Source organism: Alloacidobacterium dinghuense (assembly GCF_014274465.1).
In the GTDB taxonomy this organism is placed as follows: Bacteria; Acidobacteriota; Terriglobia; order Terriglobales; family Acidobacteriaceae; genus Alloacidobacterium; species Alloacidobacterium dinghuense.
The window spans coordinates 562,510-579,119 of sequence record NZ_CP060394.1 but is presented as its reverse complement, the minus strand read 5'-3'; the positions used below and the strand labels follow the sequence as shown (position 1 = coordinate 579,119).

The 16,610-nt window shown below is 55.7% G+C and carries 14 protein-coding genes; 5 read left to right on the top strand and 9 right to left on the bottom strand.

The features are described 5' to 3' along the window. Positions 1 to 17 precede the first annotated feature (17 nt). Complete coding sequence (locus H7849_RS02350) at positions 18 to 1,280, top strand: MFS transporter (protein ID WP_186743852.1); 1,263 nt, start codon at positions 18 to 20, stop codon at positions 1,278 to 1,280. An 87-nt stretch (positions 1,281 to 1,367) separates the two neighbouring features. Then, positions 1,368 to 2,603 (top strand): vWA domain-containing protein, encoded by a 1,236-nt coding sequence (locus H7849_RS02345; RefSeq protein ID WP_186743850.1) that lies wholly within the window; start codon positions 1,368 to 1,370, stop codon positions 2,601 to 2,603. A gap of 4 nt (positions 2,604 to 2,607) precedes the next feature. Here the strand turns inward: H7849_RS02345 and H7849_RS02340 are convergent, their stop codons facing one another. From H7849_RS02340 to H7849_RS02330, 3 genes are all read right to left on the bottom strand, one after another. Continuing rightward, complete coding sequence (locus H7849_RS02340) at positions 2,608 to 3,120, bottom strand: hypothetical protein (protein ID WP_186743849.1); 513 nt, start codon at positions 3,118 to 3,120, stop codon at positions 2,608 to 2,610. A gap of 57 nt (positions 3,121 to 3,177) precedes the next feature. Next, complete coding sequence (locus H7849_RS02335) at positions 3,178 to 4,560, bottom strand: sigma-54-dependent transcriptional regulator (protein WP_251106549.1); 1,383 nt, start codon at positions 4,558 to 4,560, stop codon at positions 3,178 to 3,180. Between the two features lie 74 nt (positions 4,561 to 4,634). After that, positions 4,635 to 5,447 (bottom strand): sensor histidine kinase, encoded by an 813-nt coding sequence (locus H7849_RS02330; protein ID WP_186743848.1) that lies wholly within the window; start codon positions 5,445 to 5,447, stop codon positions 4,635 to 4,637. A gap of 431 nt (positions 5,448 to 5,878) precedes the next feature. Between H7849_RS02330 and rph the strand changes: the two genes are divergently transcribed. Both rph and H7849_RS02320 read left to right on the top strand, forming a co-directional pair. Then, positions 5,879 to 6,625 (top strand): ribonuclease PH, encoded by a 747-nt coding sequence (rph, locus tag H7849_RS02325; protein WP_186743847.1) that lies wholly within the window; start codon positions 5,879 to 5,881, stop codon positions 6,623 to 6,625. Between the two features lie 118 nt (positions 6,626 to 6,743). After that, positions 6,744 to 7,757 (top strand): tagatose 1,6-diphosphate aldolase, encoded by a 1,014-nt coding sequence (locus tag H7849_RS02320; RefSeq protein ID WP_186743846.1) that lies wholly within the window; start codon positions 6,744 to 6,746, stop codon positions 7,755 to 7,757. A 52-nt stretch (positions 7,758 to 7,809) separates the two neighbouring features. On the opposite strand, the gene H7849_RS02315 is transcribed toward H7849_RS02320, so the two are convergent. Further along, positions 7,810 to 8,889, bottom strand: coding sequence for a glycosyltransferase family 47 protein (locus tag H7849_RS02315; RefSeq protein ID WP_186743845.1), 1,080 nt, complete (start codon positions 8,887 to 8,889; stop codon positions 7,810 to 7,812). A gap of 488 nt (positions 8,890 to 9,377) precedes the next feature. Here H7849_RS02315 and pgeF point away from each other — a divergent pair, with 488 nt between their 5' ends. Continuing rightward, positions 9,378 to 10,343: a peptidoglycan editing factor PgeF gene (gene pgeF, locus H7849_RS02310; RefSeq protein WP_186743844.1), complete on the top strand. Its 966-nt coding sequence runs from the start codon at positions 9,378 to 9,380 to the stop codon at positions 10,341 to 10,343. Between the two features lie 48 nt (positions 10,344 to 10,391). On the opposite strand, the gene H7849_RS02305 is transcribed toward pgeF, so the two are convergent. From H7849_RS02305 to H7849_RS02285, 5 genes are all read right to left on the bottom strand, one after another. Continuing rightward, positions 10,392 to 10,709 carry an integration host factor subunit beta gene (locus H7849_RS02305; RefSeq protein ID WP_186743843.1) on the bottom strand — a complete coding sequence of 106 codons (318 nt, stop codon included), beginning with the start codon at positions 10,707 to 10,709 and terminating at the stop codon, positions 10,392 to 10,394. Between the two features lie 64 nt (positions 10,710 to 10,773). Further along, the gene (gene sppA / locus H7849_RS02300; protein ID WP_186743842.1) at positions 10,774 to 11,679 is read right to left on the bottom strand and encodes a signal peptide peptidase SppA; all 906 of its coding nucleotides are present in this window, start codon (positions 11,677 to 11,679) and stop codon (positions 10,774 to 10,776) included. An 82-nt stretch (positions 11,680 to 11,761) separates the two neighbouring features. Beyond that, complete coding sequence (locus tag H7849_RS02295) at positions 11,762 to 12,355, bottom strand: carboxypeptidase-like regulatory domain-containing protein (RefSeq protein WP_186743840.1); 594 nt, start codon at positions 12,353 to 12,355, stop codon at positions 11,762 to 11,764. Positions 12,356 to 12,380: 25 nt separating this feature from the next. After that, entirely contained in the window at positions 12,381 to 15,530 is a 3,150-nt protein-coding gene (locus H7849_RS02290) for an FG-GAP repeat domain-containing protein (protein WP_186743838.1), read from the bottom strand. Then, positions 15,527 to 16,597 carry a hypothetical protein gene (locus H7849_RS02285; protein ID WP_186743836.1) on the bottom strand — a complete coding sequence of 357 codons (1,071 nt, stop codon included), beginning with the start codon at positions 16,595 to 16,597 and terminating at the stop codon, positions 15,527 to 15,529. Before H7849_RS02285 ends, H7849_RS02290 begins: the two co-directional genes overlap by 4 nt. Positions 16,598 to 16,610 lie beyond the last annotated feature (13 nt).

Below are 16,610 nucleotides of genomic sequence, written 5' to 3'. Positions count from 1 at the left end.
GATACGGAGCGCTACGCATGAGTACCATCTCGTCCACTTCAGCGAGTTCGTCCAACCATCCTCTGGCTTGGCTCCAGCAGGCAAGCACGATGCAGCGCCGCGTACTGCTGGCTGCGTCACTAGGCTGGATGCTCGACAGCATGGACGTCATGCTCTATGCACTCGTCGTGCCCAGCGTAAAAGCAGACTTGCATCTCACTTCTGCTGGCGCCGGACTCATCATGTCGGCGACGCTCATCTGCGCGGCCATCGGTGGGATGCTCTTTGGTGTCTTCGCTGACCGTTTTGGACGTACCCGCGCGCTCATAGCCAGCATTCTTGTCTATTGCATCTGTACCGGACTTTGCGGACTTGTACAAACCGCGGTCCAGTTAACTGTCTGCCGTATGCTCCTGGGCTTTGGAATGGGAGGCGAATGGGCTGCGGGAGCCGCATTGGTGGCGGAAAGCTGGCCGGATGAGCATCGAGCGAAAGCCCTGGCACTCATGCAAAGCTCCTGGGCTATTGGTTATGCCCTCGGAGCAACCATTGTCGCCCTGATCTTGCCTCATTTCGGCTGGCGCGCCGTTTTCTTCGCTGGACTTCTACCGGCTGCCTTTGCCATCTGGATACGCCACAAGGTGAGCGAACCTGAACGCTGGACCAATTCCTTGAAAACAGCAGGCTGGATGAGATCGCCGGCACAAATCTTTCGCGGGCGGAACGGGCGCCTGATCGCAATTGCCACGCTCGTAAATGCCGCAACTCTCTTTGCCTGGTGGGGACTCTTCTTCTGGGTACCGTCCTATCTATCGCTACCCATAGCTCAAGGTGGCCGCGGACTCAGTATTGTCCAAACTTCAACCTGGACGATCCTCATGCAGGTTGGCACCTTCCTGGGCTACGTCAGTTATGGGTTCCTGGCCGACCGTTTGGGCCGCAAGTGGGTCTATATCGGATATTTGTTCATCGCAGCCATCGTGGTCCGGCTCTATGCGCACGCAACTACTCCGCTGGAGCTCCTCTGGCTGGGTCCCATGGTTGGATTCTGGGGAACGGGCTATTTCAGCGGCTTCGCCGTGATCGCAAGCGAACTCTTTCCCACGGCGATACGCGCTACCGCCATGGGCTTCGCCTATAACACCGGAAGGATTGTCAGCGCAGCCGCCCCGCTTCTTGTTGGAAAAGCATCGGACCGAAACGGAATGGCCTCGGCGCTGGGAATTACCTCGATCAGCTTTCTGGGAGCAGCGCTGCTCGCCATACTCATTCCCGAGACACGTGGTAAGCCCCTGGAATAACAGGCCCTCCGTATCCAGACATCCAGCCGAGACGCTCAATCCCCGGCGTCTTTGCCCAAAACGCCGATTCAGGCGCACACTAACCTTATGAAGCGCGTCCGCTACACCAAGTATGAGGGCAGCCTGGCTGGAGAGATGAGCATGGAGGACCTGCTCAACGCACTCTCCGATTACCTGCTTGACTCCGGCTTCCAGAACCCGTGGATGGAATTCAGCGATCTTGACCACACCATGGATGCGCTGCGTGATGCGCTGAAGCGGGCGCTTGAATCAGGCGAATTATTCGATGAAAAATTGCAGCAGCAGATTGATGAGATGACCGCCGAGGGCAAGCTCGACGAGCTGATCGAGCAGCTCATGCAGCGCATGGAGCAGGAGAATTACATCTCCGTCGAGCGTCCGCGCGATCCGTCACCCACTTCATCTCCTTCTGGACAGGTTGGAGAGAACGAAGGCCAGGTACGATTCGAAGTCACCGACAAGAGCCTGGATTTCCTGGGCTATAAAACCTTGCGCGATCTGCTTGGCTCATTAGGCAAATCGAATTACGGACGCCACGACACCCGCCACTGGGCCACGGGTATCGAAGCCAGCGGAGCATCGCGTCCCTACGAATTTGGCGACACTTTGAACCTCGATACCGTGGCCACGCTGACCTCGGCCATCGCCCGCGAAGGCATCTCCCTGCCGCTCAACATGGAGTACAGCGACCTGCACGTTCACCAATGCGAGTACCAGAGTTCCTGCGCAACGGTGGTTATGCTCGATTGCTCGCACTCCATGATCCTCTATGGCGAAGATCGCTTCACTCCGGCAAAGCGCGTCGCCATGGCGCTCTCGCATCTCATCCGCACCCAATATCCGGGCGACTCACTCTCTCTTGTGCTTTTCCACGACTCAGCCGAGGAGATGCCTGTCTCGCAATTGGCCCGCGTGAAGGTTGGCCCCTTCTACACGAACACGCGCGAGGGTCTGCGCGTAGCCCAGCGTGTCCTCGATCGGCAGAAGAAAGACATGAAGCAGATCGTAATGATCACTGACGGCAAACCCTCAGCGCTCACGCTGCCCGACGGACGCATCTATAAGAACGCTTTCGGCCTCGACCCACTGGTCGTGAGCGAGACGCTCGAAGAAGTCTCTCACTGCAAGCGTTCCGGCATTATGATCAACACCTTTATGCTCGCGTCCGACTTTGGCTTAGTGCAATTCGTGCAAAAGGTTACTCAAATGTGTCACGGCAAAGCATACTTCACTACTCCGCACACGCTCGGCGAATACCTGCTGATGGACTACATGCAGCGAAAGATGAAGACAATTCACTGAGAAATCAGCTCGCTGGCTGCAAGCCTGCTCCATGTCCCAACCGCTGCTGCAAGTTTCCCGCTAGTTCAGCAACGGTCTTCAGCTTGGCCGACAACTCCGGCGACAAGGACGGCTCATTGAGCGCCAGCTGAGAGTGCAGAATCAGCCCGGTCACGGTGTCCCGCAATTCGCTTTCCACGGCAGCGGCAGCAGCGCGCATGGCAAGCGACTGCTCCTGCTCTCGGCGTGCAAGAACAGCCCTGACCTCGCGTACGAGACGCGCTGATCCCGAAATGGCGAAGTTGATCTGCAGCGGGACGGCAAGTCCCGCATGTTTCCAAAGCATCTCGGCTCCCTCGGGGTCCGATTCGGCGATCGCGTCGTCGACGACAACAAGCGTGTATTCGCGACGGCGGAGTCGCGCCAGCCCCTCCCTGCGGTTGGCAACAATCTCGACAGAAAATCCAAGCTGGTTGGCTAGAACCGTGGCGCAATTTTCAGCACCGAGAATAGAAGTAATCATCAGCAGGCTTTGCATAGAAATTTCCTCAAGGCGACGTGTGTTTGCATTTGGTGAAAGACCCTGAATTGGGCTTTAAGCCTCACTCAACCCATATTCCTTGAGCTTGCGATACATCGTGGTTTTACCAATGCCGAGCAGCTTTGCCGCCGCCAGCTTGTCACCTTGCAATTCGCTGAGAGCTGCAAGAATCGCCTGCTTTTCAAGCTGAGCCAGGGATGTAATGGATGGCGCAGCCAGTGTCGTATCGTTCAGCACGGGAGGTTTCGCCATCCTTGGCCGCGTGTTCGAGTAATAGTCGACAATCGGCGTTGAAGAGTCGCCCAGTTGCAGAACCGTACCCGAGCAATACGCGCACGCACGGTCGATCGTGTGCTCCAACTCGCGCACGTTACCCGGCCAATCGTAATCCATCAACACCCGCAACATCTCATCGCTAACGCGGAATGTCTTTTCGTATTCGCGGTTCTTGCGGTCCAGAAAATGCGCGATCAGCAGAGGAATATCCTCACGCCGCTGACGCAGCGCAGGCAGACGTAGATTGACGACATTTAAGCGATAGTAAAGGTCTTTGCGAAAGCGCCCTTGCTCAACCATATCCACCAGATTGCAGTTCGTTGCAGCAAGAATGCGCGCATTGACGGGGACGCGATGCGTTGCACCGACAGGCCGGACCTCTTTCTCCTGCAAGGCGCGCAACAGCTTGGCCTGGAGGTCGAGCGGCAGTTCTCCGATCTCGTCCAGAAATATGGTTCCGCCGTCGGCTGAGACCAGCAGTCCGTCCTTCGATCGGTTCGCACCCGTGAATGCGCCTTTCACGTAACCAAATAACTCGCTTTCAACCAGCGTCGGAACAAGCGAGCTGCAATCAACGGGAATAAACGGCTTGGCAGCGTTCGGCCCGTTCGAATGGATCGCGCGTGCCACCATTTCCTTACCCGTTCCGCTCTCGCCAAGAATCAGAATGGGATGCGCGGTAAAAGCCACCTTAGAGAGAATTCGATAGATCTTGTCCATCTCCGCGCTGCGCCCAATCATGTTCCCTAGCCCCTGCTGCGTGCGCAGCTTCTCACGCAGACGACGGCTGGCGAGATCCAGTGTCCTCCGCTCCGAGGCACGTCCCAGTACCGTCGCCAGCTCATCGAGCGCAAAGGGCTTGGTCAGATAGTCGGTTGCACCTGTACGCATCGCCTCGACCGCCGATGTCACTGTAGCGAAGGCCGTCATGACGATAACGGCTGTTTCTGGATGCAGGGTCTTGATCTCATCCAGAAGCTCAAGCCCGGGAGCGCCTGGCCCCTTCAAATCGAGTAGTAGGATATCAATGCTGTGCCCGCGCAACAGCTCGCGGGCAGCAACAACATTCGCAACACTTTGCGAAAGGAATCCGTGCTTTACGGCGATTTCGCAGCAGGCATCGCGCACTGCGGCGTCTTCGTCCACAACGAGAACACTCATTCGCGGCGATTGGCCGGATGACAGATGTTCCCTCGTCAGAGGAAAGGCAGAAATATTCATAAGTGGAACAGTGCTTAGCATTTTAAGGTTGCCCTTTCTGGAAAGTCAGCAGGAAAGCCGCTGTTTGCCCGTTCGCGATGAATCAGAGGTAACTCCATCTCAAAGCGCGCTCCGCCTCCCGGAGCCGATGTGACGCGAACGCGACCCCCGACAGCCTCTACCAATCTGCGCACGATGTGCATGCCCAAGCCGCGCTGCATTCCATGCAGTCCTCCAGCGCTGTGTATCTTTGTGGTGAATCCAGCGTCAAAAAGTCGGTCGATGTAGCCCTGCGGAATCCCGGGACCGGAATCCTGCACACAGAGAAGTACCGTTTCAGGCGGATGCACCGAATCCAAAAAGCTGCCGCCGTCACCTTGCTGTACGGTGATCCGAATACGTCCACCATGCGGCATGGCTTCGGCGGCATTGCGCGTAAGGTTGATAAGAATGCGAGTCAAGTCTTCGTGCGAAAGCCCGACGCGCCCAAAGCAAGTCAGGCATTCCATTTGCAAGTCGATCTTTGCCCCTGCCAGTGCGGCGAGAGGTCCCTTAAGCTGCTCGACGGCAGCGGCCAAATCATCGATGGAATCTGAGTGCGGAAAAGTATTCGCAACGCGACGAATACTCCTGAAACCCCGTTCCATTCCGCTGGCCAATGGAGGAATTGTCAGCTTTTCTACAAGAGCGCAGCTTGCAGAGGCTATAGCCTGCAGTTCCTCAGCGAAGTGCTGATTTCCCTCCGCCAGTACTCCGGGCTCGGCCAGCAGATCGCAGCAGAGCCCGAGCGCAGCCGCGACATTACGGGCATCATGCGCAATGGCAGCGAGCGACTCGCCGCCTTTCAAAGGCGAACGCCGCCTTCCAGAGCCTAATTTTCTTGTGGTAGACGCGCGTTGCGCTTTATTACGGAGCGGTGGCTTCAGGGGGGAGGGGGAGGGCATATTTTTTCGAACTCCAATGGCAACAACTTGTTGCCATACACCCTATGTGCACATGCCATGCCAAAGTGGAATCCCTGAACTAAGCCACTGACTTCGCTGGAGTTAGCCATAAAAAGGAAGGGAGCATGCGGAAGCCACCGCAAAGATAAGCTTTTTCCCAAATCGGAACAGAACCCCCTTTGCAGCCTAGGAACTTATTGATCTGCAAAGGGTTGCGCTCCTGGGCCCATTCTGAGACGCAATTCCTGTGAATTCCAAATTGGAACTGCTGGAGATTCATGGTAGCCACCTGTTCCAACTCGGCGCGTTCCATCCGACTTGCTTACAATAAATCGATGCCAGATCAGTCAAAGACCTTTTTTCGCTCTGTCGGCCGCGCCACAGACGCCCTGCGCCCCGTTCGGCTGACGCCTCATTACGTTGCCGCAGCCGAGGGTTCCGTTCTTATCGAAATTGGGAACACACGCGTGCTGTGTAACGCAACCGTTGAACAGGGCGTACCGACGTGGCTGCGAAACAGTGGTCGCGGCTGGGTCACCGCCGAATACGGGATGCTTCCCCGCGCTACGCTCACCCGTAGCCCGCGCGAGGCGGAGCGCGGAAAAGTCGGCGGCCGAACCCACGAGATTCAGCGGCTCATCGGCCGCTCGCTACGTGCCGTCGTCGACATGAAGGCACTTGGCGAGCGCATGGTGATCCTCGACTGCGATGTCCTTCAAGCCGATGGCGGAACCCGCACGGCAGCGATTACCGGAGCCTGCGCCGCATTGGGAATTGCTCTGAACCGCATGGTTAAAACCGGAGCGCTGTCGAAATCTCCCTTGACGCAGTTCGTCGCCGCAACCAGCGTCGGCGTGGTGGAAGATACCGTGCTGCTCGACCTGGCCTATGAAGAAGACTCTCAGGCCGAGGTAGACATGAATGTCGTCATGACAGAGGATGGCGGCCTCGTAGAAGTGCAGGCAACGGCCGAGCGCACACCGTTCGCGCGCAGCCGCATGCTGGAAATGATGGATCAGGCTGCACGCGGTATCGAACAGTTGTTGGAAGCGCAGCGCGCTGTGCTCAAAGAAGCGGTCTGACGTTAAAGCGGCTGTACCCCGTGGAGTTCGACCCCCGAACCTGAGTTAAAATCATCGGTGAAATTCGTTTCCGATATTTCTCGCACCTTAACCGATTCGAAAGAGCAGGAGAATTACGATGTCAACCAAACTGACCCCCGGAAAACTGGCCGGACTAAAATCAGTCTCTAATGAGCGCGGCGTCATCGCCGCAGCCGCCATGGACCAGCGCGGCTCGCTGAAGAAGTCGCTGGCGAAGGAAAAAGGCGTGGCTGAAATGCCCGATTCAGCCTTAGAGGAATTCAAGATCCTCGTAACGGAAGTCCTGACCAAACACGCCTCGGCCATTCTGCTCGATCCTGAGTACGGACTCCCCGCTTCCAAGAGGCGCAACGGTAAGGGTCTGCTGCTCGCCTACGAGAAAACCGGATACGATGCTGCTCTACCTGGCCGCTTACCTGATCTGCTCGACGTCTGGTCCGTGCGCCGCCTCAAGGAAGCGGGCGCAGATTGCATCAAGATCCTGCTCTACTACACGCCCTTCGAAAAGTCCCCGATCAACGATCTCAAACACGCTTGGGTCGAGCGCATCGGCGATGAGTGCCGCGCACACGACATTCCTTTCTTCCTTGAAACCGTTGGCTACGCCGTACATGGCGAAGACGAGAAGAGCGTCGAATACGCAAAGCGTAAGCCCGACGTCGTTACCGGATCGATGGAGGAATTCGGTAAGGAGCGTTATGGCGTTGACGTCCTGAAGGTCGAAGTTCCCATCCAGATGGAGTTTGTCGCCGGGACCCGTGCCTTCAAAGGCGAACAGGCTTACACACGCGCCGAAGCCCTCGAACATTTCCGGATTGCTGCTTCTTCCACACACAAGCCATTCATCTACCTCTCGGCCGGCGTCTCAAACCCGGTCTTCATCGAAACCCTTGAACTAGCCGCTGAAAGCGGCACTACATTCAACGGCGTACTGTGCGGCCGGGCAACGTGGAAAGATGGCATCGCTGTCTACGCCAAGCAGGGCGCGAAGGCATTTGAAGACTGGCTCAACACCGAAGGCGTCAAGAACATCGAGAACGTCAACCAGGCCCTCAAGGCTGCGCACTCCTGGTATGACAAGGTTGGTCTAAAGGCCGAAGCGTTCGTTTAGCCTGAACTAGGTTCTAATGAGAAAACGCCGCGTTTCATATCGCGGCGTTTTTTTATTTTGCTTCCGGACGGTAGGCAATCCGTAATTTTCGCTCTCGGAGGAGACGCGATGCCTGCTTCTTCACGCGCCTTAGGACAGCATTTAAATTATGATGGCGAAGCAGTTCGACAATCCTCCAGCCTGGGATCGAATAAACACGTTTCATGATTGGCTCGCTGACAGGTTCAGCGCTGATGGCCCGTTGGCCTATGAAATCAATCAACTGTTCCCGGTAATTCTGCTTGTAACCATCCCACCAAGACATGCAACGCTCCTGCAATGCGTCCATCTCCGTCGGATGCTGCCGCATGCGTTCAATAAAGTGGCGCGCCTCCGGCCATGAGCGCACGGTTGGCATTGGATGTTCTCCAAGCAGATCACGGTAATAATCCATCGTGAGCCGCTTCTCCACAATTGGGATCGACCCAGCTTCCAGGGCTTCGTATGGGCGAAAGCATTCGAGTTGCACGTTGCCCATCGGGCACGGAGAAAAGGCAGTAGCGAGTAGCAGATTGGAAAAATCCGAACGAGTCAAACGCTTCTGCTGGTAGTCTTCGCCCGTCAGAAATTTCAAGTCAGAAATTTCGTCGCTCGTGGATAGAAAATACGGCTTCAGCGGAAGCAGAGCCTTCGCCATATCCGGACGCGTGGATTTCGCAAGCTGCCCGGAAAATGACCACAGATATTTCCGCTGGCTGGCGCGGTCGATATGCCGTCCGCCTCGCCCCATGCCAACCGAGTAACCGATCGGCATCTTTCTCACGAATTTCTCATTGAAGGCATTCGACCAGTGGCAGCGAAAAACTGCACGGAAGTTCCTGTAAATCTCCTCGTAACGCCCCTCGAAGTTTTCATCCAGAAAATGAACGAGAAATGCATTCTTGCCGCGAAATTGTTCATAATACCTCGGATCATTGCAATAGACGAACGCCTCGCAGAGAATCGCGTTATCTTCGACCATCTCATGTTTTCCGTCTGTTATCTGAGTCCGGAAAAAAGGTCCGAAGATTTCGTCTATCCACTCACGCTCTACTGGATTCACGGCTTGCCATATAGCGGTGTAGCTCGCGAGCGGAGAAGTGACCTGATCCATGCAAAATCGTTCCTCGATAAAGCTGCTCTGTTCCTATTATCTAGAAAGTATGATGATCATGCTTAGTCCACGTCTGAAGTAATCGAATCTTCGGTTCTAGACAAAATTTTTAGTAATCCTGTACGAATTTCACTCCAAGGTTGCGGAAATTCTTTGCACCAAGGTCTATCAGCCCAAAGATCGCTGAACTGGTTACCTTCGATTAACCACTCAGTTTCAATAAGATATCGGCCCTGATCGAGCCTGGAAAAATAAAACAAAGAACTGGCAACTCTGGAGCTTGATTTGCACTCATATAGGCAACATTTAGAGGCAACTTCAAATCAGTACCTCACGTTGAGTATCACTCTCGAATTGTTCGCATTTGCGGACCCTCGGTCACACTACCCTTTGGCTACCCATCCATACTGCCTCTGAAGCGGGCCCGCTGGAAAGCGGGCCCTTATGCTTTTGCGGCTCAATACTCAGCCTCCTTCTACAATAAAGGTATGCGTCAAGCTGCAGAGTCGCTGGATTGCCGCAATTGGTCCGAAGGGCCTCGAAGGCCCGCTCCGCAAAAGCAGAAACACCTAGGTGTGGACAAAGAGCGGATTGAGGTCGTACAGGCACCCGCCTGGTCAGAACTTCCTTGGCTGATGCACGGCTTCAGCACACGTACCGGCGGAAAGAGCACCGCATACCGACCAGACCAACCGGAAGGCGAACTTAACCTCGGGTTCACTGCATCGGATTCCAAAGAGACCGTGCTCGCCAACCGCAGACTCTTCGTGTCCGCTGTGGCAAAGACTGCGGACACACCTGCGTTAGTGACGCTGAAACAGGTCCATTCATCCATTACCCATGTCGTAGGAAAGGCAGACGCTGACGACGTGGCCAAGCACAAAGGCGATGGCATGATGACGATCGAACCCGGCATCCTGTTGGGTATTCAAACCGCAGACTGCATTCCTGTCATCATCGCCGACCGCCAGAAACGGGCGGTAGCTGCTTTCCACGCCGGATGGCGTGGGACCTTAAAGCGCATTGTCGAAAGCGGAGTTGGCCGGATGCGTATGGAATTTGGCAGCCGTCCAGAAGATCTTATCGCTGCTATCGGTCCCGGTATAGGAGCGTGCTGCTATGCCATCGGCGAAGAAGTTCAGAATGAGTTTGAATCGCAGTTCAGCTATGCGTCAGAGCTATTCTTCGAGGCATACGATTCTGACCCCATCAAGGAAAAATACCCGCTGCTTTTTCTCACCGCCCGGGCTCCGGGCCACTCCAACATCGGACCTAAGCTGCATCTCGATCTGGTAAAAGCCAACGGTCGTCAGTTACTGGATGCCGGCCTGCTTGCCGACAGCATTTTTGTTCAGGGCGATTGCACCAGTTGCCGCACTGACCACTACTTCTCTCACCGTGCCGATCATGGATTCACTGGTCGTAGTTTGTCGGTCATTGGAATCAGAGCATAAAAAAGGCATGGATGAATCCATGCCCCTGTTGCGGATACAGTGAACACCTTAGGCCGAGTGTGTCTCCGGGTTGGGAGCCGGACTCTCAGCCTTGGGATTCACTAAGTCCCGTAATTCTTTGCTGGGCTTGAAGTAAGGTACGCGCTTGGCCGGAACTTCGACCTTTGCGCCTGTTTTGGGATTGCGTCCAATCCGCGGCTTGCGTTGCCGGATACGAAAGCTTCCAAAGCCACGGATTTCGATTTTATCCCCGGTCTTGAGCGCGTGAATGACGGAATCGAAAATTGTATCCACGATTACCTCACCATCGCGCCGCGTCAGGTCGCCGAGTTGGGTCACTTCCTCCACCAAGTCTGCTTTGGTCATGGTAAGTTTTGCTCCGAAACTAGGTTACGCCTGTTAACCATAATAGATGCAACAAATTTAACCTTTATCTCCAAAGAAAATAGAACCCCGCATGTTTTTCCAATAGCTGCTCCGGATTTTGTAACAAATCATCCGCATCTGTAGTCACTAGGTCCCAAACAGAACGCCCTTTTTTGGTGGGTTTTACGACATTTGGCTCTCCCGAAATGCCGACCTGCTTCGCCGTGTCCAGAAGGGCATCGCGGAATCCACCTTGTTTATCAATTAGATGCAGCGGCAGCGCCTGCTGCCCTGTCCAGACCTGCCCGGTAGCGAGCGGGCTCAGCGTATCGACGCCGATCCCACGCCCTGAAGCCACATCGCGAATGAATTGAGAGTGCATGTTATCGATCAGCCCCTGGAAATACGCACGTTCCTCAGGAGTCATCTCGCGTGTTGGCGATCCAGCATCTTTGAGGGATCCGGCCTTCAAAACTTCGGGCTTCAGTTTTGCCCACTTCAGCAGATCTCCATAGTTGGTCCATTCCATGATGACGCCAATCGATCCGACGATACTGGCGTCATTGGCGTAAATCTTGTTCGCGCCCGAAGCTATGTAGTAGGCGCCACTCGCGCCGACGCTCTGGATGGACGCGATGATCGGCTTCTTCTTTTCATCGCGGATGCGCCGGACCTGCTGGTAGATCTCCTGGGAAGCGGCAGCTCCACCACCGGGAGAATCAATGTGCAGGATAATCGCCTTGATCGAATCATCCTGATCGAACTTGCGCAGACTGTCGACAGTTTTATCCGCAGCCAGAATGACTCCGTCTACATCGATCACACCAATACTGTCGCCAAAGCTCGTATTGCCGCCGAGCGATTGCACGGCAAAGTATCCCAGCACGCTTACAACTGCAACAAAGGCAACAAAGAGTCCGCCGCCTAAAAATACCCAGAACCATGCCGAACGGCGTTTTCCTTCAGTCATAGCGGCGAGTGTAGCACTTCCGTTGTGGCCGCGTGGAAAACCTGTCGAGTTCTATCGTAATAACCTGTTCAGGAGAGAAGAATTAAGGCGCTCCCACAGTGGGCTGACCCGCAGTGATGGAGGTAGAATGTGTTCCACTCTGCGATACTGCGATCCCAATGGCAACTCCTGCGCCTGCGGCAGCGCCGCCAATCAACAGCCATTTCATGAGCGCATGACCACCTACATGAGACGGACCCGTGCTCTCTCCCACATTCTCTTGAGCGATCGTCGCTTCTGTCGTCAGGTCGTTATATTTCGCGCGGACCTGAATCTGATATTTACCCGTAATATTGTTTGGCCTCAGGCCTTGCGCAACCGCCTTACCGTCGGCGTCGGTGATTGTAGAAAAGCTCAGTGCACCGTTAAAGGTTCCGCCGGCGCCTGAGTTAGGCAACAGAAATATAACGGCCGCTCCTGCGACAGGCTTATGATTTTCATCCTGCACTTCCACGATGGGCTCATGAGCCGTGCGCTGCTTAATGTTGTTGAGAGCACCCTCGCCGTCCAGGATCACAATCTGCAGGGACTTCGGTGGCGGCGCAGCCTGCGCCCAGGTAAGGCAAGCCTCACCCGCAGCCATCAGGAAGCAAAGCGTCAGCGCAAGCGTTCGGAACGGCAAAGTATGTTTATGCATAAAATCCTTCATCTCTCACCAGGCATCATTGAGCAGTAGCAGGTTGTGATGGGCCCACAGAATTTGTAAGGGTCACGGTGACGCTTTGAACATCGGTAGCATTACTGTCGAGCGTAAACGGCTGCGTATATTGGAATGCCGTGCCAAATGCGTCCGAAGTTGCATCTGAATACCACGTGGTGAACGCCCCCGACAGCGACACCGTTAAGTCTGTTGTTTTGAGAGTCGCGCCAGACGCAGGCGTGAACTGGAACTCCGCCTGTGACATGTCGCGCGTCGAGGAGATCCCTTCGATTACCAACTGGATAGACTGGCCATTCCGGGTAAGCTTCGCACTGGTGATCACCGGAGGCAAAGCAGGCACCGTAACCACGATCGGAGCAAGCGTCGACGGAGTGACGTTCGCTCCGCCAGCCGTAAGTTGAAAGGTAATCGTGATGGTTCCGGCGGTGGTGCCGGTTTGGAAGCTGACCGGAGCAATCGCTGCCGTTGAATTGGCGGGGACGACAAATGTATCCACGGTCGTGCCATTGGCAAACAGAACCGCCGGGTCACCGACTGTATTCGGCGGTGTCGGCGCAAAACTAAGCGTGAGCGTAACTGTTATGTCGGCCGGATACGGACTCAGCGTAAGCTGAACACTCTGGTCCGTGGCCGGATCGCTGGTTTGCGGCGCGGTTGCTGTAGCAACTGCAGGTGGAGGCGTAATGGTAAATATTGCCGAGCCAGCGACAGGAACTGAGGCCGGATCCATGACAGTAACGGTTGCTGTTCCCACCGTTTTGAGCAATGAAGCCGGCACCTGAGCTATCAGATGGTTCAGGTCGACGTAAGAGGTGCTCAGCGGTGAACCGTTCCACAGAACAGTTGCGCCCTGGGTAAATCCCTGCCCGACAACAGTCAGGTTAAAGGCCGCGCTTCCAAGATTTGCGTTGGTCGGAGCGATGCTGACCAGGGAAGCTCCGTTAACGCTAATGGACACCGTGGCGGTCGCCGGATTGTAGTCAACGGCATTCGCAGGAGTGAAGGCTACGGAGAGGGTCGAAGTGCCCGGAGTGAGGATGGTCCCTGCGGCGGGCGTATAAACGAAGGTGCCCGGTATGTTGGCAGATGCATTGAGCTGTGTAGCTCCGAGCGGAGTTCCATACTCTATCGCGGCAGGAGGAGGCCAGGTGATGACAGAAGGAGCTTTCGTGACAGTGATGGGCACAGTCGCCGTCGCGTTGGAGTAATTGAAATTATCTGTTGGAACGAAGAGCGCGGAAAGCGTCTGAGTACCGGCATTCAAAACGGTTCCCGCCGGGGGCGTGTATGCGAAGGTTCCGGGCAAACTCGCGGTGGCGTCCAACTGTGTTGCGCTGAGCTGTGTACCGTATTGGATAGCAGCCGGTGCGAGCCACTGGATGACTGACGGAGTTTGCATGACAACGACGGCATCGCCGGCAGATGTACTGCTGTTGAAATTCAAGTCGCCGGGGAAATTCGCAGTGAGCGTACGATTGCCGGAGGGCAGCGTCATCATTGCCGTGGTCAACGTCGCCTGCGCTGATGCTGAATTCAGAAGAACCGCCACATTGTTCGTTGCGGCGGCAGCAAGAGCGGCTGTTCCTCCGTCCACTATCAAGCGAGACGACAGCGCCGTCAGGTCTGCAAGTCCATCTCCATTCATATCCTGCGCAAGGATGGCGACTGGCTCCGCAGCAATGCCGGCGTAGACATTGACAGGCGCCAGAAGCTTCCCAGTTCCATCGTTCAAGAGAAGATAAACAATGCCGTCCGCATAGTCGCCGATGGCAACGTCGGGGTAGCCGTCGCCGTTGAAATCGGCAACCTGTATGCTGTCCGGACCATTTCCAGCAGTGATTGTGAACGGCTGTGCAGAGAACGTTCCGTCTCCTTTGCCGTAGAGAATTTCAACCGTGTTGTCTACCTGATCCACCACAACGGCATCGAGGTTGCCGTCCTTGTTAAAGTCCCCAACCCCGACCGCAGCAGGACTACTTCCGAGTTGAATGGGCGTCTGGCTGGTCAGGTTTCCTGTGCCGTCGCCCAGCAGCAGCACCAGGTAGCCAGGCGAAGAAGGCTGAGTACAATAGTTCGTGTAATAGCCGCCTGTATAGGAGTTGTAGTACCAGACGCTTTGCCTACCCACCGAGACAACATCTTTGCTCCCGTTCTTTCGAAACTGGCCGGTCGCGATCGCTTGTGGGCAGTAATAATCCGTGGCCCCCGTATTCACCGTGTCCACGAAAGTGGGAAGCGTTGCGTTCGGACCAAACGAGAAAAAGGGGACACCAGCGGTTCCCTTGTTATTGATACCGATGCGGATGCGAGGCTGCGTAACCGGATTGTAGCCGAGATAGTTTTGCAGAACTCCGAAATAATTGGTTACAAGCACACCGACGTCGGCATAGCCGTCTCCATTGAAGTCGTCGACTGCAAGCACCTCATTATCCTGGTCGTTGAAATTGCAATTCGGATCGCCCTCTGCGCACGGCGGCGGCACGCCGATGAAGGTATCGGTAAGCTTCGAATCTACCATGTCATACGCGCTCGGCACTGGACCTGACGATTCGCCGTATTCCTTTAGATGAAGCAGGAATTCCTGGTTGCCATCGTTATGGAAATCCCCGCTGGCGATTGCGTCGATGTAGGCGCCATTGGGCAGTGTTTTGTTGATCTCTACGGTATGCGGGGTTGGAGTACCGAATCCGCCCCGCCCGAGTCCGGGAAAGATCGTGACGATGGGACTGCCGTCAGAGGTGGATAGGTTTTGATCGATGATCGCAAGATCCATCTCCGTCGCGCTGAATAAGCTCGTCGCCCAAAAGGGAAATGGTTCAGTGCCGAACGCAAACGCATTCGAGGGTGCCGTCGGAAAGGCCTCGGTTTTCGTGAGAATAGTGAGGTTCGCAGTTCCGAGCGAGTTGGTCGTATCGTAGTCGAAGGTCACCTTGCCGGTGGGAACACCTCCACCATTCGGAGCTGAAACCACGCTCGTCAAGGTCAGGCTGCCGGGCAATGTCAGGGTAGGGCTATTCGATGTGAGCGAAGTCGCGCTATTGTATGCCGGTGGCGGCTGTGGCTGCTCTTGTGCGCCTGCACACAACGGAGCAAGCATGAATAACCCGATGAACGAAGCGACGCGCGGGAATTCACTCCTGAACGTTCTCATCGCGCCACCCCCGCTGTGGTGCTCGCTTTGATTGCGGGAATAAAGACGATGCGCGGCGACGGCGAGTCTCCGTCAAATGTCCAGATCGGTCCCGAAGTCAGATCAGATAACAGGAACGTGCTGTTGCCACCAAGCGGAATAAGTTTTGGCGCAGTACAGCTTTTACACACAGCTTGCGCAGGCGCGCTTTGACGAGTCAGATCGAGCCGCAGAATCGTTCCGCTCTGGTTCGCGACAACAATCCAGCGTCCATCGCTTGACGATGCAACCGCTACCGGCTGTGTCACGCCGTCTGCCGTAGAAGCAACACGATTCAACGAGTTTGCGGGAAGATTCGAGGCCATCCAGATCGTGCTCCGTCCACCGTCAGCAATGAGAGCATTCTGCGTCGACGGAAGAAAACTCATTCCTCCAAAGCTCGCTACAGTCGTGATCTGCGTCGCACTTCCATCTGTCGATATAGCGGTCACGCTAGTTGCTCCGGCTGTCTGGCCAGATGCTGCGAGGACCAATCCCGTGTCGCTCACCACGGCGCTTGTGATCGCGCCCGCTTGCGATAAATCGAGGGATTGCGCCTTCGGAATTGCAGGCAGTCCGAGAACCAGAGTCGCGTTAGAACTACCGGGCGCGTACAGGAGCGCCGCTGAGCAGGTAGGACTGATCGCAATCTGCTCTTTTGCTGAGAGGTGATCTGCCACCTGCACCGGCATGCCTGAAGGCAGAGGCGCCACTGCTGCCTGTCCGCCAGAATTGGTCAGCAACGCGAATTTCTTATCGGCGCACGCAACAGCGTTGTTGTACGCTGCCCCTCCGTAGATCGGCGATCCAAACTGAGCCGCACCAGGCACCCCAAAAATCGGGCGAAGGCCTGTGGCCGTCTGATCCCACACATATCCGAGAATCGCACCAGTGGCGACGTTGCTCCCCGCAGTAGTGGTAGGGGATGGCAGCGTTGGAGAGGGCGAGTTCATCGGCGCTGTCCCGCAACCAAGCATCGTGAAGAGCGACACAGCGGATAGACAATCGACCAGACGCGGAGAAACAACGCGCAATTTTTTACGTAGCATGGGAGGGCCCTCG